Here is an 18,913-nt window from a genome sequence, read left to right as displayed (position 1 = left end):
ATTATGACGGTCAAGCTGGATAATCCGTTTGCAAACGGGCCGAGTAGCGAGAGCTGGAGCTGCAACGTGAAGAAGACCTATAAGATCTGCTGTCTTCCTGGTGACGGCATTGGGCCCGAGGTCATTGCCGAGGGTAAGAAGGTGCTGGCTGCCGTGGGCAAGCGCGCTGGCGTAGAGTTTGCCTTTGAGGATCACCTGATTGGTGGCGCGGCGATCGATGCGTGCGGCAATCCGCTGCCCGATGAAACCCTTGTGGCGGCAAAGGCGTCGGACGCCGTGCTGTTGGCATCCGTCGGTGGCCCAAAGTGGGATTCGACCGATCCGGCGGCCCCGCGCCCCGAGCAAGGCTTGCTGCGTATCCGCAAAGAACTCGGCCTCTATACCAACCTTCGCCCCGTAAAAATCTACGACGCACTTGCCAGCGCATCGACGCTTCGTCCCGAAGTCATCAAGGGCGTTGACATGGTACTCGTCCGCGAACTTACCGGTGGCATTTACTTTGGCAAGCACGAGCGCTTTTATGACGAGGGCGGTGCGGGCACCGACGGTGTGGCTGGCCAGCGCGCGGTTGACGTAATGGAGTACCGCGAGTACGAAGTTGAGCGCATCGCCCGCCAGGCGTTCGAGGCAGCTCGCAAGCGTCGCGGCAAGGTGACAAGCGTGGACAAGCGCAATGTATTGGAGACGAGCCGCATGTGGCGTGAGGTCGTGCATCGCGTGCATGACGATGAGTATCCAGATGTAGAGCTTGAGGACCTGCTCGTCGACAACGCCGCCATGCAGCTCATTAACCGACCGGCCGACTTTGACGTCGTAGTTACGGAGAACATGTTCGGCGACATTCTCTCCGACGAGGCGGCGCAGATTACCGGATCGCTCGGCATGCTTGCCTCGGCTTCGCTAGGCGATGGTGTGTCGCTGTTTGAGCCGAGCGCCGGCAGCGCGCCCGACATCGCGGGGCTCGGTATCGCTAACCCGCTCGCGCAGATCCTGTCGGCGGCAATGCTGCTCACGTACGCGCTCGACATGGGTGGGCAGGCTGCTTGGATCGAAAATGCCGTGGCACGTGTGCTTGACGAAGGCTGGCGTACCCGCGACATCGCCGACGCCAGCACCCCTGCCGATAAGATCCTCGGCACGACCCAGATGGGCGATAAGGTCATCGCTGCACTGTAGCGTCGAGATGTCCGGAACCACCACAAAGGCACCTGTCCCCTTTGTGGTGGTTACCAGGGGGTTCTGGCGGTTGAGGACTCTATTGCCTCGTGGCGCTTGAGCTCGCGGCGCATGGTTTGCGAATTGAGCCAGGCTGCCTGCCAGCCACGGATGGGGTAGCGCGCCTCGTCAAGCTCAAACTGCGTATAGCCGCAGGCGTTGATGATCGTTGCCCCGCATGCGTGCTGGCGTTCGCGTTGAAAGTCGCGAACATAGCATTGGTGCACATGCCCGTGCACCATGTAGTCGGGATTCCATGTCTCGAGTGCTGTGTTAAAGCATTCGAATCCTCGATGCGGCAGATCGTCCAGATCGCCCATGCCGGCGGCGGGCGTATGGGTGAGCAAGATGTCGCAGCCGCCGACCATCCTCACTTTGCGGGACAGCTTACGCATGCGCTTGGCCATCTCGCGCTCGGTGTACATGTTAGCGCCATCTCGATAGCGCATGGAGCCGCCAAGCCCCGCAATGCGGACGCCGCGATACACGTACACGGTGTCTTCGACACAGATGCAGCCGCCCGGTGCATGACGCGCGTAGCGGTCATCGTGATTGCCACGCACGTAGATGAGCGGTCTGTTGATGACCGTGACCAAAAACTCAAGATAGTCCGGGTCCAGATCGCCAGCGGACAAAATTAGGTCTACACCCTCAAAGCGTTCCTTGCGAAAGCACTCCCACAGGCATCGCTCTTCGGTATCGGCTATGGCAAGGATTTTCATAGAGCACGGACCTTCGGCTCATCGTCGGGCTGCGGAATGGTGCCCACCATGTTGTCTGCCAGCCAGTCCATCTCGACGATTTGCGTGCTCGGCAGTGGGGGAAAGCCCTCAATCTGCACCACGCCGTCTTGGCTATGGAGCTCGCCGCCAAATGGATTGATGGAGCCCTCGACGATGCCATTGCGGAGGAGCTGAACAAGCTTGCGCGTCTGATAGGGCAGACCCGGAGCGTAGCGAATATCGATAACGCCCGAGCTCATGCCATACCAGTAGTTGACGGCGCGAACCTGGCTGTCGTCACTGGTCTCGTCCCAGGTGCCATGCAGTAGACTTCGCACGATAAGCTCGTAGTATCGGCCCCAGTTCCATACCGGCATGGCAATGCCGGCAACCTTGCCATCGACCAGGCGGTGGAGTCCGTAGGCCGTGGGGTCTTCGAGCGACTTTGACATGTCGGCGCCGGTCATGACGCTCACACCTTCGCGACGCATGGCCTCGGCAAGGCCTCCGGCGGGCACATCGCCCCAAGTCAGGATAATTTGCGCACGGGGGTCGAGCAGCGAGGCGCCAATCGCAAAGGCATTGATCTCGCTGAGTGCACCCGAGGCGAAGACCGACGCGTGGTAACCGATGCGGTGGTTGTCCGCCATGCTGGCGGCAAGGGCGCCCAGGAGAAACTTGGCTTCGTACATCTTGCCAAAGTACGAACGGACGCTTTGGTGGGGAAGGCCGATGGAGCAGTTAAGGAACCGAACCCGGGGATATTCAACGGCAGCCCTGAGCGTGTATTCCATCAGGCGGTGCGAGGTCGAGAAGATGACGTTTGCTCCATGTTTGACAGCCGTTTCCACGGCGGCGTAGAACACGTCCGGGTCGTGACAGTCCTCAAACGCCTCGGTGCGCACGATACCGCCAAAGTGCTCATCGAGATACTGACGCCCTTGGTCGTGCAGGCTGTCCCAGCTCGACGTCGCACAGGTGAATTCATGGATAAAGGCGATGCGCAGGGGGTTGGCCGCCGAATAGATGGTCTTGCCCATAAAGAAGTTGAGCATGCCGGAGGTGGACTTGGCGGGCGACTCCTCCTCATCGACGTTTGGCGCTTCGACAAGATCGACCTTGTCCTCGTCACTTTTCCCGGCAATGACCAGTTCGCGCCAGATCTTGCACAGGCGGTTTACGACGATATCTGTCGGCGTATCCAGCAGGCGGTCCTGGTTGTACACATTGAGGTAGACGAGCATGGCGTCGGCGGGCGTAATGTCCAGGTGGTCGCCGCCCGCGCGAAGGTAGGCGCGCTTAAAGAGTAGGAAGGTGTGGCGCAGGTAATCGACCTTTTTCTGGGGCCATTTTTCGATAAGGTTCTGACCGAGCATCTTGGCGAGCGTTTCGTAGCTTCCCTCACGCGAGAACTCGATCTCGTATAGGGGGCAGACGCGCCAAAACGCGCAGAACTCGCCGTACAGGCGGCTTTCGACGGAATCCCATTTGCCGGGGTAGAGGCGGGTGACCCTAGCCGAAACCGTTGGAGCGTCCAGGAATTTGAGGACGCTGACGCGCTTGTTGCCCTCCTGGACATAGAACCGATGCATGAACTCGGTGACGATGATGGGGTCGCGATAGCCCTCGGTTACCTGAATGTCGTAGAGGTTGGACCACTTGCGGGCGAACTCGGTGCTAAACGGCAGCAGGGGCATAAAGTTGCATGAAAAGGCGGACTGACGGCCCTTGGTAACCGTGCCGACAACCATTTCGAGCGGAATATCCCGCAGGCCGACATTCTCTCGCTGACCTAGGGGGAGCTGGGCAACCAAACTGTCGAGGTCCGTAAGGTATGGATGCTCGCTTTGGCTAATGGCGCGTCGACGTCCTTGCTCGCCGCGCTTGCGTGCTTGACGGTAGGCCTCTTCCATAGTTTGCTCCCTTAGTCGTTTAAACAACTGTATGAACTATGGTACCACGAATGAAAACCTCCCATTTTCCGATGTCAAAGAAATGGGAGGCAGTTCACTGTCCCCTTTGTGGTGCTTTAGGCGATGATGGGAGCGATAGCGCGGATGCAGGCGTCGGCAGCGGTGAGTGTGGTGCTGTCGTCACTGACGATAAAGATGATCTTGCCCTTGATGCCAAAGTCGCCGATTTCGCTAAAGAGCACGTAGGGCTCCTGGTCAAAGCCCGAGATGGGAAGCACGGCGGCCTTGGTGGCGCTGGTCAGCTCGTCTGCCAGCGCGTCAAGGGAAACCCATTTAGACGTGTCCTTTACGGCAACGGGCACGGCCACGCGCCCAAAGGGCATCAGATGCACGAGCGTGTCCTTGGAGATGTTGGAGTTGGGCACAATGATGGTCTGCCCGTTGGCATCCTCGATGGTCGTGTGGCGCCAGGTGATGTCCTGTACCACGCCCGACACGCCGCCGACCTCGATATTGTCGCCGGGCTTGATGATGCCCATAAAGGTCACCTGCATGCCGCCGATAAGGTTCGACAGCGTGTCCTGAAAGCCGAGCGAGATGGCAATGCCGCCGACGCCAAGAGCGGCGACGAGCGCGTTTGCGTTAATGCCAAAGCAGTTGTCGAGGATAAAACTGCCGCCGATCATCCAGATGACGGCGCGCGCAATGTTGATGAAGATGCTCGATGCCGGAAGCGGGTTATCGTCGCGGTTGAGCAGGTGACGCAGCGTCTTGGAAACGACTTTGGCGGCGACGGCGGTGCCTATCGCCAAGATGCCAGCCCAGATGATGTTGTGGACCCACCGCTGCTCAAAGAAATGAAGAATCGGCTCAAACAATTCCATGTAGGGAAAACCTCCTCAAGATCGTTCAACCATGATACCCACCAAAAAGCCCGTCCGATCACAACGGACGGGCTTTTGCGCTCGATATAAGGTTTGTACGGCGGGGCTGCAAGGCCCGGCGGCGTAGCTTAGCGGCGGCGCTTCCAGATAATGCCGACCATGATGACGATGACGCCGCCGATGAGGCATGCACCGACCACGGTCAGCGTACGGTCTCCCGTTGCGGCAAGCTTACCGGCCGTCTTCTTGGTGGTGATCTGCGTGGTCGTCGTGCCGGGTTTGGATGAGGGCTCAGGCGTTGGGGTCGGATGGGGTGCGGGGCTCTCGGCGGAGCCAAAGCTGATGGTGCCCGCGAGCGAGGCCATCTTGTTCTCCCAGTCGTCCTGCCCGATCAGTGCCCTCAGCGCTGCCTCGCACGTACTCCACTCGGCGCACTTCTTAGCTTTTGCAAAGGTGGGAAAGACGGTCGTGTTGGTAATGATGTAGTTATTGGTGGCGACGGCGTAGTTCTTGGCGGGGTCGAGCGCGCTGCCATCCTTGGTGAGTGTGGCGCTCACAATGCGCTTGCCTTCGGGCTGCGTCCAATCAATCGTCACGTTAATGCCGCCAAAGGAGAGAACGCTGCCAGAGTCATCGCGCCACTTGTACTTGTCTTGCGCCTCCTGCTCGGTATGGCCGGCTGCCACGTAGGCTTGCTGAAGCTCGTAGCTGTGATTGCAATCGTCGCTGATCTGCAGTGAGTGCTCAAGCGCTGCGAGGAAGTTTGCACCGGTCATGGTCCAGGTCTCCACGGTGTTGCCATAAGGCGAGATGGCGATGACGTTGCCGGCGGTCACATCGCCCGCCGCGATGCCGCCGCGGATGCCGCCCGCGTTTTCGATGGCGAGGTCTGCCCCCGTCAGGGCAAGATAAGAGCCGCAGATCACATGCCCGATGGTCTGGGCCTTGGTGGTGTCGCTCGCTTTGCTGGGACGCAAATCGGTGGTGCGCACCATCTCCCAGCCATGCGTACCCGCGGCGTCTTCGCCGTAGAAATAGTCAGTGGCGGATATGCCGATCACTTTGTTCGACTCGATTTTAAAGGCGTCGTCGAGTGGCTTGATTTTGTTATTGCGAACCTCATCGAGTTGACTCTGGTAGAAGGCGCCCTTGTCGGGGTCTGCCAAAAGGTCGTTGACGTTCTTGGCGGTGTAGAGCTTCTCGTCGCTGTCGTCTGCGGGGATCGTGACCGTGTCATCGTCGGTCGTCACGGTGCCATTCGTGTCGTACTTGTACGGAATGGAAAGCAGGCCGACCTCGGCAAAGGCGCTGCCCGCCTCGACGACGCGGACCGGCTTGCCGTCGGCCCCCGTCACGTTTTCGTCTAAGTTGATGTGCTCGTGGCCCGCGACCAGTGCATCGACCCCAACGAGCTTTGCAGCAAAGGCCTTGGCGTTGAGCGTGTGCGCGATGCAGACGATAACGTTGCAGCCCTCATCCTCGCGCAGTCGCTTGGCCTCGGCATTGATGGCGGCTGCCGCATCCGAGAACGACGTGTCCTGGACAAGGCCTTCGCGCAGTGAGAATCCCAGCGACTCATCCATGGCACCCACGACGCCGACCTTGATTTTGTAGTCGAATGTGGAGTGGTCTTCGCTGTCCTCCCAGGTACGGTCGAGCGTCTTGGTGATGCTCGAGCTCCATACGCCGCTCGTAGACTTCGCGTTTGCGCAGAGCATGGCGAAGGGCGTGCCGGTGGTGCTGTAGCCGGTCATGGTGCGGAGCTTGTCCGCGCCGTAGCTCCAGTCGTGGTTGCCCGGCGTGGTCGCGTCGTAGCCGTTCGCATAAAAGGTGTCCATGAGCTCGGCGATGCTTTTGCCCTCGCTCATAGTGGCGAAGGATTGCCCGTGGAAGGTATCGCCCGCATCGAGCAAAAGATCGGGGGCACTGCCTTGAGCGCTATAGAGAACTGCCAGCCCGTCAAAGCCGACAGTGCCGGTACCCTTGCTTGCGTTGTAGCTGTACTTGTAGCTGCCGTGGATATCATTGGTGTGCATGACGGCCACGGAGCCGTCAATAGCGGCGGGCAGGTTCCCCGCGAAAGCGAGGCTTGGGATGCCTGTGAGCGCGCCGGCAAACAACGCGGCAGCTAACGCAAGGCGGGGGAGTCTTTTCATGGCGGTCTCCTTACTCTTTAACAAAAACCGCCGCAAAGGTGTCTGTCCCTTTGCGGCGGTTTTGACGTCTGCGCAGATAAAACCTGCCAAAATAAACCTGTCCCTTTTTGGTAGGTTTAGCTCAGCAGCATGCGGTCGTTGGCGAGCTCGCCGCCCGAGACCTCCTCGAACTTCTGAAGCAAGTCGGCCACGGTGAGCGATTTCTTCTCATCGCCCGCCACGTCGTAGATTACGTGGCCCTCGTGCATCATGATCAGGCGATTGCCCAGACGGATAGCGTCGTTCATGTTATGCGTGACCATGAGCGTGGTCAGGTGGTTCTCGTCGACGATCTCCTCGGTCAGATTGAGCACCTTAGAGGCCGTCTTGGGGTCGAGTGCCGCGGTATGCTCGTCGAGCAGCAGCAGGCGCGGCTTGGTGAGCGTGGCCATGAGCAGGGTGAGTGCCTGGCGCTGGCCGCCCGAGAGCAGGCCGACCTTGGCGTTGAGGCGCGTGTCCAGACCAAGGTCCAGGCGTTTGAGCAGCTTGACGTACTCGTCCTTCTCGGCCTTGGTGACGCCCCACGAAAGGCCGCGACGCTGGCCGCGACGCTTGGCGAGTGCCAGGTTCTCGGCAATTTGCATGTCGGCTGCGGTGCCGCGCATGGGGTCCTGGAACACGCGGCCCAGGTACTTGGCACGCTGCGACTCGCTCAGACGCGAGATGTCGGTGCCGTCGAGCTCGATAACGCCCGAATCGAGCGGATACACGCCGGCGATCATGTTGAGCAGCGTGGACTTGCCGGCGCCGTTGCCGCCAATCACGGTTACAAAGTCGCCATCGTTGAGGGTAAGGTCGACGCCGGTAAGAGCGCGCTTTTCGGTGACGGTGCCCTTGTTAAAGGTCTTCTTGACGTGCGAGAGCTTAAGCATCTGCCTCATCCCCCTTCGTGTAGGAGCTGCGGAGCTTATAGCGCTCCCAAACCACGGGCACGCATAGGGCCACGGCGACAATCACGGCGGAGAGCAGCTTCATGTCGTTGGCGTCCATGCCCAGCTGCAGCACGATGGCGCGGATGAGGAAGTACACCACGGAGCCAAAGACGGCGGAGGCAAGACGGACGCTAAACTGCGTGAGACCGCCGGGCAGCAGGCGGCCGAGCACCTCGCCGATAACAATGGCGGCGAGACCGATAACGATGGCGCCGGTGCCCATGCCAATGTCGGCGTACTTCTGGCTCTGGCAGATGAGCGCGCCCGAAAGGCCAATGAGGGCGTTGGAGAGCACGAGGGCGATCATCTTAGTGGAGTTGGTGTTGACGCCCAGGGCACGGATCATGTACTCGTTGTTGCCGGTGGCGCGCAGCGCCGAGCCGATCTCGGTGCCAAAGAACCAATACAGGATGGCAACGATAGCCACGGCGAGCAAGATGCCCAGGATGATGGCAACGGTGGACTGCGGCAGGCCCGTCATATTGCTGACGGCCGAGAACACGGTGCCCTTGGCAAGGATGGGCGTGTTGGATTTGCCCATGATGCGCAGGTTGATGGACCACAGGCTGATCTGGGTGAGGATTCCGGCGAGGATCGCGGGAATCTCAAAGACGGTGGTCAGAATGCCCGTGACCGCGCCCGCAATGGCGCCGGCGCACATGCCGGCCAAAACGGCGAGCAACGGGTCGGCATTGTTGTTGACGATGAGCACGGCGCAGACGCAGCCGCCGAGGGCAAAGCTGCCGTCGCAGGTCATATCGGGGATGTCGAGCAGGCGGAACGTGATAAACACGCCAAGCACCATAATGCCCCAGAGGACACCCTGCGAAACGGCGCCCTGCAATGCAATGAGCATGCTTCATACCTCCTAGGATAGGGTGGACACGTGATTTTCCATAATAGCGGTACCAATGCATAAAAGAGCAGCGGACGGACATTTTGTTTTACCAAAAACAAGCAGGGCGAACGCCGGTCTTTAGCGTTCGCCCCAATGACTCAGATATTGAATAACACAGCTATGGCGCAAGCGCGTGCCTAGCTGCGTTACCGCGCATGGCGCTACTCGTCTAGAGCGGAAAGGTCGATGCCCAGGGCCTCGGCCATCTCGTCGTTCTTGACGACGACCAGATCCTTGCTCGAGAGGTGCTTGATCGGCATATCCTCGGGCTTGGCCTCGCCCTTCAGAATCTTAACGGCCATCTCGCCCGCGGCGTAGCCCAGGTCCTCATAGTTGATGGAAAGGGTGAACAGGCCGCCGGCCATGCACATGCCCTCCTCGCCGGTCACAAAGGGAAGCTTGTTCTCCTTGCAGATCTGACCGACCTGCGAAGCGCCCGCGGCGATAGTGTTGTCAGTGGGAGAGTAGAGCGCGTCGACCTTGCCCACGGCAGACTCGACGACGGACTGGATCTCGTTGGAGCTCGAGACGGTGAAATCGGTGTACTCCAGGCCCAGCTTGTCGAGTTCCTTCTTGGCGGCCTTGATCTGGACGTCGGAGTTGGACTCGGCGGTGCAGTAGAGCAGTCCGACCTTTTTAACGTCGGGCAGGACCTTCTGCATCATCTCGAGCTGCTCGGCGACCGGGGTGAGGTCGGAGGCGCCGGTGACGTTGGTGCCGGGCTTGTCGTTGTCCTGGACCAGGCCGGAGGCGGCGTAGTCGGTGATGGCGCAGCCCACGATGGGGATATCGGCCGTGGCGCCGGCGGCAGCCTGTGCGGCAGGCGTGGCGATGGCGTAGATCAAGTTGACGTTGTCGCCCACAAACTTGTCGGCGATGGACTTACACGTGGACTGGTCGTTCTGGGCGTTCTTCTGGTCGATCTTGACCTTGAGTCCGCTCTTCTTGATGGCCTTGACAAAGCCGTCGTTGGCGGCGTCGAGCGCGGAGTGCTCAGTGAGCTGCAGAACGCCGATGGTGTAGTCGGAACCGGCGGCTGCAGAGCCGGAACCAGAGTTGCCGCCGCATCCGGCGAGCGGGGCCAGTGCGAGCAGGCCGGCGGAGACCAGAAGGCTCCTGCGGCTGATGGTGATGTCGTTCATGTCATTACCCCCAGTATAGAAATTGCTGGAAACACTGCACTCAAACAAAGTGCAAGTGGGTCTATAGTAGCGCCGATGCCCATTTTTTCAACAACCTGTCGGGTTTTTTAATACTGAACCGGATGGACGGCGGGGGATTCGGCGGGCAACGGCAAGACTTAGGCGGCGGGCGCGGGCCGCTCCCCCTCGTCCAGCGCGGCAAAGAGCTTCTTGCCGTCGAGCAGGCGCGTACTAACGTTTCTCATGCGGCTGACCTCGACGGTGCGTAGGGTGTCGTCGGAGCCGTGCCCGTCGACGACCGTTCCCAGCAGATACGAGACGCCGTCTCGCTGTTTGATGGCAAAAGGCCGAACGGTCATCCTCGTCACTTCGATCTTGTCGTGTGTCGTGACGCTTGAAATGTCAAAGCTCACCGTGGTTCCGTGGTCGATGGCCCGCTCGATGAGCTCGCAGGTATCGATGTGTTTGGCGGGCGGTCGCGTGGTCTTGGCGGGTTTGCCTTCTGAGCTTGGTGCCGGCTCGGACGTATCGAGATAGCCGCGAACGTCGGCGCTTGCCATGGCGACCAGATGGCGCGCTATGCTTTTCCTGGTCTCGATGGGTGTGGAGCGGTTGCGCATGACCATGCCATGGAGTCGAATGATTTCCTCGTCGGAGAGCGGTCGGGTGAGAAGTCGGTAACCCGCGCCGCGCTTGTACTCAATCTCGTATCCGGCATGTCGCAGGGCGGAAATCGCGGTATGGATACTGCGCCGCGCTGCCGAGATGGGCATGCGAGCGGGGTCGTCGGGATGGGCGAGACGCTCGATCAGCTCATCGGGAGGAAGCGCTTTGTCCTCACCGGTATGCTCGCTTAAGAGTTGCAGGATGCGCACAGCGCGATAGGCTGCCATGGAAGCAGCACCCCTGGTCGTGGCTTCGTAGTTCTCAACAGCGGGTTTGGCCATTGCGTTCACGTCCTTTCCGTTTTTGGGTGATGACGCTACGGAGCCTAGGACACGGGGTTTGCTTAGGGGCACAGGGCACTCTGGGTGGTCGGTAGTCGTCGGCAAGCGGCGGGTCGAGTTTTTAACAGCCCTGATCAGCTGACCAAAAGCTTGACAAAAGCTTGACGGATGCTGTTGAAAAAAGCGCCCCTCGGCTTGCCGAGAGGCGCTGGTGCGACACGCTGTAACGCGCGGGACGGAGTTGTGGCGATTAGAAATCGGCGTTGCCCACGGTGCGGGGGTGCGGAAGGACGTCGCGGATGTTGCCCACACCCGTCAGGTACATTACCAAGCGCTCGAAGCCCAGGCCATAGCCGGCGTGTTTGCAGGAGCCATAGCGGCGCAGGTCAAGATAGTACTTGTACTGCTCGGGGGCCATGCCAAGGTCCTTGATGCGGGCCTCGAGAAGATCCAGGCGCTCCTCGCGCTGGGAGCCGCCGATAATCTCGCCGATACCGGGAACCAGGCAGTCGGCGGCGGCGACGGTCTTGCCGTCATCGTTCATGCGCATGTAGAAGGCCTTGATCTCGACCGGATAGTCGGTCACGAAGGTCGGGCGCTTAAAGTGCTCCTCGGTCAGGAAGCGCTCGTGCTCGGTCTGCAGGTCAATGCCCCAGCTGACAGGATAGTCAAACTTGTGACCGGCGGCGACGGCCTGCTCCAGGATCTCGACGGCCTCGGTGTAGGTGACGCGGGCAAAGTCGGAGTTTGCAACGTGGTTCAGGCGCTCGATCAGGCCCTTGTCCACAAACTTGTTGAGCATGTTGAGCTCGTCGGGGCAAGTGGCCATAACGTCCTTAAGAACGTACTTGAGCATGGCCTCGGCGTTATCCATGTAGTCGTTCAGGTCGGCAAAGGCCATCTCGGGCTCAATCATCCAAAACTCGGCGGCGTGGCGCGTGGTGTTGGAGTTTTCGGCGCGGAAGGTGGGGCCAAAGGTGTACACGTCGCCAAAGGCCATGGCAAAGTTCTCGGCATTGAGCTGGCCGGACACGGTAAGGCTTGCGTGCTTGCCAAAGAAGTCCTGGCTCCAGTCGACCTCTCCGGACTCGGTGAGAGGCGGATTTTTGGGGTCGAGCGTGGTCACGCGGAACATCTCGCCGGCGCCCTCGCAGTCACTCGTGGTGATGATGGGGGTGTTGACGTAGACAAAGCCCTGCTCTTGGAAGAAGCGGTGGATGGCGGCAGCCGCGACAGAGCGGATGCGGAACACGGCGCGGAACAGGTTGGTGCGCGGGCGCAGGTGCTGCTGGGTACGCAGGAACTCGACGGTTGCGCGCTTCTTCTGCAGCGGGTAGTCCGGGGCGCTCGTGCCCTCTACCTCGATGGAGGTGGCAGAAAGCTCGAAAGGCTGGGGCGCATCGGGGGTCAGCTTGACGGTGCCGGTGCAAATGAGTGCAGCCGAGACGTTTTGGTGGGCGATCTCGTCGTAGTTGCCGAGCGCCTCGCGGTTCATGACGACCTGCAGGTCGCGGAAGCAGCTGCCGTCGTTGAGCGTGACGAAGCCAAAGTTCTTCATGTCGCGGACGGACTTGACCCAGCCGGCGACGGTGACGGTCTGGCCGCCGAGCGACTCGGAATCGGCATAGAGCTGCGCGATTTTGGTGCGGTTCACGTATCCTCCCATAACGGTTGAATGATAGTTATCCATACAGTTCGATATTCTAGCAACTCGGCTCATTTGGGCTATACAGATAAGGCATTGACGGGACGGTTTTCAAACGAAAAGCGCCCGCGGCCAGATGGTCGTGGGCGCTTACGTGTTGCCTATTGGCTGTACGGCGCAGGACTCGTTACTTGGTCTTAGCCACCAGCAGCGGGTCGCCCAGCTTGACGAGCGGGTTGCCGCCGATAAGCGTTCCAGACTCGCCGACATGGTCGATGCTCTTAAGACGATCGAGCTCGGAGATGATGACGGTCACGATGTCCTCGTGGCCAGCGGCCTTAATGGCATCGCGGTCGAAACTGATGAGCGGCTGGCCTGCCTTGACCACATCGCCCATCTCGACAAAGCGGGCAAAACCCTTGCCGTTCATTTGTACGGTGCCCAGGCCGACATGGATGAACACGCGAAGGCCGTCCTCGGTGATCATGCCAATAGAGTGGTTGGTGACGGTGGTGGCGCCGATGCGGCCGTTAGCGGGCGCATAGATGGTGCCGGTGATGGGCTCGATGCCGTAGCCCTGGCCGAGCATACCCGAGGCGATGGTCTCGTCGGGAATCTCGTTTAGATTGACGAGCACACCGTTAACGGGAGCGTAGATGACGCCTTCGCGGGTGGCGAAGCTTGCTGCGGGCGGTACGGACGCCTCGCCCGACGAGTTGAACGTGGACTTGAGCGAATCGAGCAGACCCATAGATGCCTCCAACGTATCAAGTGCGCATGTGGCGCACGCGTAGTTTTGCCGGAAACGTTTCGTGTGTGTTACCGGCTCGGTCAGCGTCTCTATTTTACGCTGCTCAACGACGTCCCTGAGCTGGGATTATGTGATATATCAGTTGAAGGGAACTTATTGCGGATACGTTTCGATGCCGTGCGTCCAAGTGGGGTACGCTTGAAGGCGATACATAACGTGCGCACGAATCGCGCGAAGGGAGCATATATGATCGTCGAGAGCCATGCGCTGTGGGGCGAGGAGCCGACCGAGGAATATCCGGCGACGTTTACCTATATGGGGGCCGAACCGCTGCCCGGCAAGCCCAATGGTCGTCGCCCGGCAGTGATCATCTGCGGCGGAGGCGCGTTTACGCACATCGCTCCGCACGAGCAGGACCCGGTGGCGTTTGCATTTTTGGATCACGGGTACCAGGCCTTTGTTCTCAACTATGTCACGAGTGGCACGGGTGACGTGAGCTTTCCGCACCCCCAGGCAGATCTTGCCAAGATGGTCGCCACGGTTCGTGCGAATGCCGACGAGTGGCATGTCGATCCCAAGCGCGTGTGCGTTGTGGGCTTTTCGGCGGGCGGCATGATTTGCGCCTCGCTGGCAACGCAGTGGAAGACCGGCCCCTTCGCGGCACTTGTCGGGGCGCGTCCGGACGACATTCGTCCCGATGCCGTGGTGCTGGGCTATCCATTGCTCGACTTTGCCTATGTCCGCGACATGCAGACGCGCGATCCGCGCATCGACTTGCGCGTGCCCAAGACAGGTGGCAAGACGGGGCGCGATTTGCTCAACGATTACCTGTCGATGGTGACCGGCGGCGAGGCCACCGAAGAGCACCTGGCCGATATCTGCCCTACCACGCATGTTTCGCGCCAGATGCCCCCGACTTTTGTGTGGGGCGTGTCCGATGACAAAACGGCGCCGATCGCGCAGGTCTATCCGTTTGCTCAACGCATGGCCGAGGAGGGCGTCGCTTGCGAGATGCACGTCTTTGACCAAGGCGGTCACGGCCTTTCGCTCGGCAATGCCAATACCGCGGTCGACAACGAGGACAAGCAGGTGGCAGTCCGCCCTTGGATTCGCCTAGCCTTCCGCTTCCTGGAGCGCCATCTGTAAGAGAGTAAGAGGGCCAGCCCCATCCCGTCCCTCATAACTTGCGGTGAAATAGTTCCTGTTTTTGCTGGTTAAAGCCCCAAACAGGAACTATTCCACCGTAACTTCGTTTTGATGCCCGGACCGGAAACCGCGTCCCAGTTTTGTCCCTCAAGGTGGGATACAGTTTCCCGCAGAGGGTCGATCGGGAAAATGCGTCCCGGTCTGAGCGACGATTCCGGGATGCATTTTCCGCGGCGGGTCCGTTTGGGAAACTACATCCCGTTTCGGGCGTGAATTCCGGGATGCGATTTCCCCAAGGGGCCCCATTGGGAAGCTGCATCCCAGAATTCGCCCGGATAGTGGGACACGGTTTCCGGAAGGGTGTCGTTTGAGAAGCTGCGGCCCGGAGTCCCGCCGTTTGGTTGCTCCGCATCCTACTTATTGGCGCAAAGTAACCTGCTCCCATTGCACCAATGATCCCTTGGTGACGGAGGGAAATGAATCATTTTGAGCGGCGGTGCCAAGAATTGGTCCGCTACCGCCCGCTGCTTTCCTACCAAACGGTGAACTGGGCGTTCTCCGTGTTCCAATGGACATCGCGTACGTAATCGCGCACGCCTGCCGCGTCCCGCGCTTCGAACAGCTCAAGAATATGGGCATGTTCGGCATTGGCTTTATCGAGCAGCTTGCACGCCGTCTCTTGATCGACAGTCTCGTAATCGCGTTTGATAAAGCAGCGCTCGAGCTGCGAAATCATATCGCGTAGACGATCGTTGCCGCAGCGGTTGAAGTACGTCAGATGAAAGTCTCGCTGAATGTCGTCGTACTTTCGGATAAGACCGCCTTGGATCGCAAGGTCCATGGACCCAACCAAAAACTTCAGCTGCATGATGTCCTCTTTTGTCAGGAGGGGACAGGCGAGGTATGCCGCCTGCCCATCGAGCGGCCCCATAATCTCAAAGACTTCAACGGCGTTTTGTTGATCGAACCCACGGACACGGAATCCGCGACGGGGGAGATTGTCCAGGTAGCCATCGCTTGCCAGCTGAATGAGCGCCTCGCGAACCGGCGTGCGCGACACGCCCATGGCATCGCAGATCGCTTGCTCGCTCACGCGGTCGCCAGCCGAAAGCTCACCGGCATCTATGCGGCTCGAAATATAGTCGTATACATGATCCTTCAAGGGTCTTCTGAGTGTTTCCATGAGCTTGTGTTCCTCAACTGTATATTTTCAAAATTAAATACGTTTCGATTGAATAGCTCTGTTGAATTATAGAACGACCAGTTAAATTTCGCTACTTTGCGCCGATAGGTGAGAATACGCTTACCGATGAATACCTACCGTTCAGGATTGTATACAATATACAAAATAGGAAAACCGCCCTAAGATAAAGCCATCGAAAGGAAGGCGGGCGCAAAGAAGTCCCGCTCTCTGCTAAGAGATCCAAGGAGGATCACCATGACCAAGTTCAGCCACGTCATCATCCGTCGTCCCGGCAAGTCCCTGAGCAATGGCATCACGAGCGCCCCCGAGCTTGGCCAGCCCATCTACGAGCGCGCCATCGAGGAGCATTACGATTACGAGCATGCGCTCGAGCAGTGCGGCGTTGACGTGTCGGTGCTGCCGGCGCTCGAGCAGTATCCCGACAGCTGCTTTGTCGAGGATCCGGCCGTCATCACTCGCTGCGGCGCCATCATTACCAACCCCGGTGCCGACAGCCGCAACGGCGAGAAGGACGAGATCGAACCGGCTGTCCGTCGCTTCTTTGACGACGAGCATGTCAAGCACATCGTTTCTCCGGGTACGCTCGACGGCGGCGACGTCATGATGGTCGGCGACCATTTCTACGTCGGTCGCTCCGCTCGCACCAACGAAGAGGGCATCCGACAGTTCTGTGAGATTCTCGAGGGCTGGGGCCTCGAGGGTTCCGAGGTTCCGCTGGAGGAGGTCCTACACCTCAAGACGGGCGTCAACTACATCGAGGACAACAACATGCTCGTTTCCGGTGAGTTTATCGATAAACCCGACTTTGCCCAGTACAACAAGATCGTCGTGCCCGAGGACGAGGCTTACGGCGCCAACTGCATCTGGGTCAACGGTACGGTCATCGTTGCCGAGGGCTATCCGACCGTGCTCAAGGCCGTGCAGGATCTGGGCTACAAGACGCTCGTCGTCGATACCTCCGAGTATCGCAAGGTCGACGGCGGCCTTTCTTGCCTATCGCTGCGCTTCTAACGCGATAGCTGTAACAGTCTGATGATCGCTTGACCGATGGCCCGGCACCCGATTCGGGACGTCCGGGCCATCTTTCGTTCGATCACATGATGAAGGGGGTGCACATACAATGGCCTCTAAAGCTCAAAACGACGAGATTATCGACCCTAATGGCCTCGATCTCTTTCGTCTGACCATGATGGTCATTACCGCCAGTATTTGTGGCGGTATCTTTTCGCTTGCCGGCGATATGGCAGCAGGCGGGGCAAATACCGGTGCGGTTATCGTCTCGTGGGGAATTTGCTTTATCGGCGTCTTTGCGCTGATGATGGTGTTCAACGGTTTGTCTCAGGCTCGTCCCGACCTGACCGGCGGCATCTATGCATACGCTGCGGCCGGTTTTGGCGATTACATTGGATTCAACTCCGCCTGGGGTTACTGGATCAGCGCATGTCTTTCCAACGTGAGCTTTGCGCTCTTGCTGTTTAGCGCGCTGGGCTATTTCTTCCCTGCGTTTGGCGCGGGTAACAACCTGCTTTCCATCGTCTGCGCCAGCGTGTTTTTGTGGTTCCTTACCGTCCTTGTGCTTCGTGGCGTTAAGGAGGCTGCGGGCATTAACACTATCGTCACGTTGGCGAAGCTGGTGCCGCTGGGGCTCTTTGTGCTGAGCATCGTGCTCCTGGGTAAGTTCAACGTCGATATCTTTATGGACAACTTCTGGGGAGAGCCGGCTGGTCCTGGCTTTGGCGAGCAGGTTGTCTCGACCATGATCGCCCTTGTCTGGGTCTTCACGGGCATCGAGGGCGCTGTCGTTATCTCGGGCCGTGCAAAGTACGTGCGTGACGTCGGCCGCTCGACGGCGCTCGGATTTGCGGCTGTATTTACGCTGTATCTGATCATCTCGATGCTGTCACTCGGCATTATGCCGCGCGAGGAGATGGCGCAGCTCGCAACGCCCTCCATGGCGGGAATTCTCGAGTGTGCAATCGGTCCGGTTGGCGCTGCCATCGTAAACCTTGGCGTTATCCTTTCGCTGGTCGGCGCGCTGCTGGGCTATGTCATCATTGCGTCCGAGACGCCGTTCGAGGCGGCGCGCCAGGGATCCTTCCCTCTGGCGTTTGCCAAGACGAACAAGCACGACGCCCCGGTGGTAACGGTTCTTGTGAGCTCCGGCATCACGCAGCTCTTCTTGATCGTGTCGTATGTGGCGGCGAGCACCTACCAGTTCTTCTATAGCTGCGCAGTCAACACGATTCTGGTTCCGTATGTCTGCTCGGCTGCCTATTACATGGTGATTGGCTGGAAGAACGAGCATCTGGACGGGCCGCATGCGCCCAGCGTCGGCAAAGCCCGCTTCTTCGGTACGCTCGGCTTCATCTACACATTGTTCCTGGTGTGGTCGACGGGTCTTCAGGGCGTTATGATCACGACGATTCTTTTTGCTCCGGCCATTCCCGTCTATATGCTGGGTGAGCGAGGCCGCGGTAAGCCGGTGCTTCCGCATCTGCACGACAAGCTGATCGCAGCGGTGGTCATTGTCGTGGCAATTATTTCGCTGTATCTGCACTTTGCCGGCATTGCGCCGATTGTCTAGGACTGCGGCAAGCTTCATCGCTTGGTAAGCCGACTGAGGCATCGCGTGCCGGTGCCGTTCGGTAATCCATAACTGACGTGGGCCTCTGTAACGCACCTTTGTGAGCGCCCACTAAACCCGCGCAGGTGACTACGGTTGCCTGCGCGGGTTTTTGCAGTTGCGGTGAAATGCTACCGGCAGCTGGGGACGTTCCTATTGCCGGCACTCTGGGACACTCCTTGGATGTTCCGCATACAACGGAGGAAAGCGGATGATTTTGACGAGGGGCGGGCGGCTGTTTCGGTCCTCGGGGAAACCACGTCCCGTTTCGGGCACAGATTCCGGGTCGCAGTTTCCCCGAGGGGCTCGATCGGGAAAATACGTCCCAGTACGAGCGCCTATTCCGGGACGCAGTTTCCGCTAGAGACCTCAGTCGGAAAGCCCATCCCGTTTTAGCGTTTCGGAGTGGGATGCAGTTTCCCCAGGAGCCCCCATCGGGAAACTGCATCCCGGAATTCGCCTGAATAGTGGGGCGCGGTTTCCGAAAGGGTGCCGTCTGGGAAACCGTGTCCCGGAATCCCCTCCCGCGCCTGGTTGTTCCGCATCGCATCTATTGGGCAAAGCGATCTGTCCCCATTGCAACAAGGTTGATTTCCGATCTCAGCCGAACACATTGAGCTGACGGCACGCTCCCGCAGTTAACCGAACGCCCCCGCGGCCCCTCTCGGGCCCCGGGGGCGCCATTTTCCCAGTTGA

The 18,913-nt window shown here is 59.5% G+C and carries 15 protein-coding genes; 4 read left to right on the top strand and 11 right to left on the bottom strand.

Annotated features, from left to right (window positions below; genetic code table 11):
- Nucleotides 1-3 precede the first annotated feature (3 nt).
- Nucleotides 4-1,176 (top strand): 3-isopropylmalate dehydrogenase, encoded by a 1,173-nt coding sequence (leuB, locus tag ACTNBB_RS04455; RefSeq protein WP_441056805.1) that lies wholly within the window; start codon nucleotides 4-6, stop codon nucleotides 1,174-1,176.
- Between the two features lie 50 nt (nucleotides 1,177-1,226).
- On the opposite strand, the gene ACTNBB_RS04450 is transcribed toward leuB, so the two are convergent.
- The 10 genes from ACTNBB_RS04450 to ACTNBB_RS04405 form a co-directional block, all read right to left on the bottom strand.
- Nucleotides 1,227-1,937: a metallophosphoesterase family protein gene (locus ACTNBB_RS04450; RefSeq protein WP_441056803.1), complete on the bottom strand. Its 711-nt coding sequence runs from the start codon at nucleotides 1,935-1,937 to the stop codon at nucleotides 1,227-1,229.
- Nucleotides 1,934-3,850, bottom strand: coding sequence for a BMP family ABC transporter substrate-binding protein (locus ACTNBB_RS04445; protein ID WP_441056801.1), 1,917 nt, complete (start codon nucleotides 3,848-3,850; stop codon nucleotides 1,934-1,936). The genes ACTNBB_RS04450 and ACTNBB_RS04445 overlap by 4 nt, the downstream gene beginning before the upstream one ends.
- 116 nt (nucleotides 3,851-3,966) lie before the next feature.
- Complete coding sequence (locus tag ACTNBB_RS04440) at nucleotides 3,967-4,734, bottom strand: mechanosensitive ion channel family protein (RefSeq protein WP_441056799.1); 768 nt, start codon at nucleotides 4,732-4,734, stop codon at nucleotides 3,967-3,969.
- Between the two features lie 128 nt (nucleotides 4,735-4,862).
- The gene (locus ACTNBB_RS04435; RefSeq protein WP_441056797.1) at nucleotides 4,863-6,890 is read right to left on the bottom strand and encodes a bifunctional metallophosphatase/5'-nucleotidase; all 2,028 of its coding nucleotides are present in this window, start codon (nucleotides 6,888-6,890) and stop codon (nucleotides 4,863-4,865) included.
- A 116-nt stretch (nucleotides 6,891-7,006) separates the two neighbouring features.
- Entirely contained in the window at nucleotides 7,007-7,801 is a 795-nt protein-coding gene (locus tag ACTNBB_RS04430; RefSeq protein ID WP_117839998.1) for an ABC transporter ATP-binding protein, read from the bottom strand.
- The gene (locus tag ACTNBB_RS04425) at nucleotides 7,794-8,717 is read right to left on the bottom strand and encodes an ABC transporter permease (protein ID WP_427718394.1); all 924 of its coding nucleotides are present in this window, start codon (nucleotides 8,715-8,717) and stop codon (nucleotides 7,794-7,796) included. The genes ACTNBB_RS04430 and ACTNBB_RS04425 overlap by 8 nt, the downstream gene beginning before the upstream one ends.
- Before the next feature lie 203 nt (nucleotides 8,718-8,920).
- Complete coding sequence (locus ACTNBB_RS04420) at nucleotides 8,921-9,901, bottom strand: ABC transporter substrate-binding protein (protein WP_427718396.1); 981 nt, start codon at nucleotides 9,899-9,901, stop codon at nucleotides 8,921-8,923.
- A 158-nt stretch (nucleotides 9,902-10,059) separates the two neighbouring features.
- On the bottom strand, nucleotides 10,060-10,848 hold the full coding sequence (locus ACTNBB_RS04415) for a hypothetical protein (protein WP_441056795.1): 789 nt from the start codon (nucleotides 10,846-10,848) through the stop codon (nucleotides 10,060-10,062).
- Nucleotides 10,849-11,098: 250 nt separating this feature from the next.
- On the bottom strand, nucleotides 11,099-12,502 hold the full coding sequence (gene asnS, locus ACTNBB_RS04410; RefSeq protein ID WP_441056793.1) for an asparagine--tRNA ligase: 1,404 nt from the start codon (nucleotides 12,500-12,502) through the stop codon (nucleotides 11,099-11,101).
- A gap of 178 nt (nucleotides 12,503-12,680) precedes the next feature.
- Nucleotides 12,681-13,244, bottom strand: coding sequence for a PTS sugar transporter subunit IIA (locus ACTNBB_RS04405; protein WP_154514730.1), 564 nt, complete (start codon nucleotides 13,242-13,244; stop codon nucleotides 12,681-12,683).
- Nucleotides 13,245-13,490: 246 nt separating this feature from the next.
- On the opposite strand from ACTNBB_RS04405, the gene ACTNBB_RS04400 reads away from it, so the two are divergent.
- Nucleotides 13,491-14,390 carry an alpha/beta hydrolase gene (locus tag ACTNBB_RS04400; protein WP_441056791.1) on the top strand — a complete coding sequence of 300 codons (900 nt, stop codon included), beginning with the start codon at nucleotides 13,491-13,493 and terminating at the stop codon, nucleotides 14,388-14,390.
- 532 nt (nucleotides 14,391-14,922) lie between these two features.
- On the opposite strand, the gene ACTNBB_RS04395 is transcribed toward ACTNBB_RS04400, so the two are convergent.
- Nucleotides 14,923-15,552, bottom strand: coding sequence for a GntR family transcriptional regulator (locus ACTNBB_RS04395; RefSeq protein WP_441056789.1), 630 nt, complete (start codon nucleotides 15,550-15,552; stop codon nucleotides 14,923-14,925).
- 276 nt (nucleotides 15,553-15,828) lie between these two features.
- Between ACTNBB_RS04395 and ACTNBB_RS04390 the strand changes: the two genes are divergently transcribed.
- On the top strand, nucleotides 15,829-16,605 hold the full coding sequence (locus tag ACTNBB_RS04390; protein ID WP_117583089.1) for a dimethylarginine dimethylaminohydrolase family protein: 777 nt from the start codon (nucleotides 15,829-15,831) through the stop codon (nucleotides 16,603-16,605).
- A 109-nt stretch (nucleotides 16,606-16,714) separates the two neighbouring features.
- Entirely contained in the window at nucleotides 16,715-18,178 is a 1,464-nt protein-coding gene (locus ACTNBB_RS04385; RefSeq protein WP_441056787.1) for a basic amino acid/polyamine antiporter, read from the top strand.
- Nucleotides 18,179-18,913: the final 735 nt, after the last annotated feature.

The organism is Collinsella sp. HCP28S3_B9, from assembly GCF_052066095.1.
Lineage (GTDB): Bacteria > Actinomycetota > Coriobacteriia > Coriobacteriales > Coriobacteriaceae > Collinsella.
Note: the sequence above shows the minus strand (reverse complement) of the source record. Positions and strands in the feature narration are given on the sequence as shown.

What these genes read in the sequence shown, in the direction of transcription:
- ACTNBB_RS04430 (WP_117839998.1), bottom strand. Translation starts at nt 7,801, where the DNA reads ATGCTTAAGCTCTCGCACGTCAAGAAGACCTTTAACAAGGGCACCGTC.
- ACTNBB_RS04450 (WP_441056803.1), bottom strand. Translation starts at nt 1,937, where the DNA reads ATGAAAATCCTTGCCATAGCCGATACCGAAGAGCGATGCCTGTGGGAG.
- leuB (WP_441056805.1), top strand. Translation starts at nt 4, where the DNA reads ATGACGGTCAAGCTGGATAATCCGTTTGCAAACGGGCCGAGTAGCGAG.
- ACTNBB_RS04440 (WP_441056799.1), bottom strand. Translation starts at nt 4,734, where the DNA reads ATGGAATTGTTTGAGCCGATTCTTCATTTCTTTGAGCAGCGGTGGGTC.
- ACTNBB_RS04420 (WP_427718396.1), bottom strand. Translation starts at nt 9,901, where the DNA reads ATGAACGACATCACCATCAGCCGCAGGAGCCTTCTGGTCTCCGCCGGC.
- ACTNBB_RS04445 (WP_441056801.1), bottom strand. Translation starts at nt 3,850, where the DNA reads ATGGAAGAGGCCTACCGTCAAGCACGCAAGCGCGGCGAGCAAGGACGT.
- ACTNBB_RS04390 (WP_117583089.1), top strand. Translation starts at nt 15,829, where the DNA reads ATGACCAAGTTCAGCCACGTCATCATCCGTCGTCCCGGCAAGTCCCTG.
- ACTNBB_RS04400 (WP_441056791.1), top strand. Translation starts at nt 13,491, where the DNA reads ATGATCGTCGAGAGCCATGCGCTGTGGGGCGAGGAGCCGACCGAGGAA.
- ACTNBB_RS04405 (WP_154514730.1), bottom strand. Translation starts at nt 13,244, where the DNA reads ATGGGTCTGCTCGATTCGCTCAAGTCCACGTTCAACTCGTCGGGCGAG.
- ACTNBB_RS04435 (WP_441056797.1), bottom strand. Translation starts at nt 6,890, where the DNA reads ATGAAAAGACTCCCCCGCCTTGCGTTAGCTGCCGCGTTGTTTGCCGGC.
- ACTNBB_RS04385 (WP_441056787.1), top strand. Translation starts at nt 16,715, where the DNA reads ATGGCCTCTAAAGCTCAAAACGACGAGATTATCGACCCTAATGGCCTC.
- ACTNBB_RS04425 (WP_427718394.1), bottom strand. Translation starts at nt 8,717, where the DNA reads ATGCTCATTGCATTGCAGGGCGCCGTTTCGCAGGGTGTCCTCTGGGGC.
- ACTNBB_RS04415 (WP_441056795.1), bottom strand. Translation starts at nt 10,848, where the DNA reads ATGGCCAAACCCGCTGTTGAGAACTACGAAGCCACGACCAGGGGTGCT.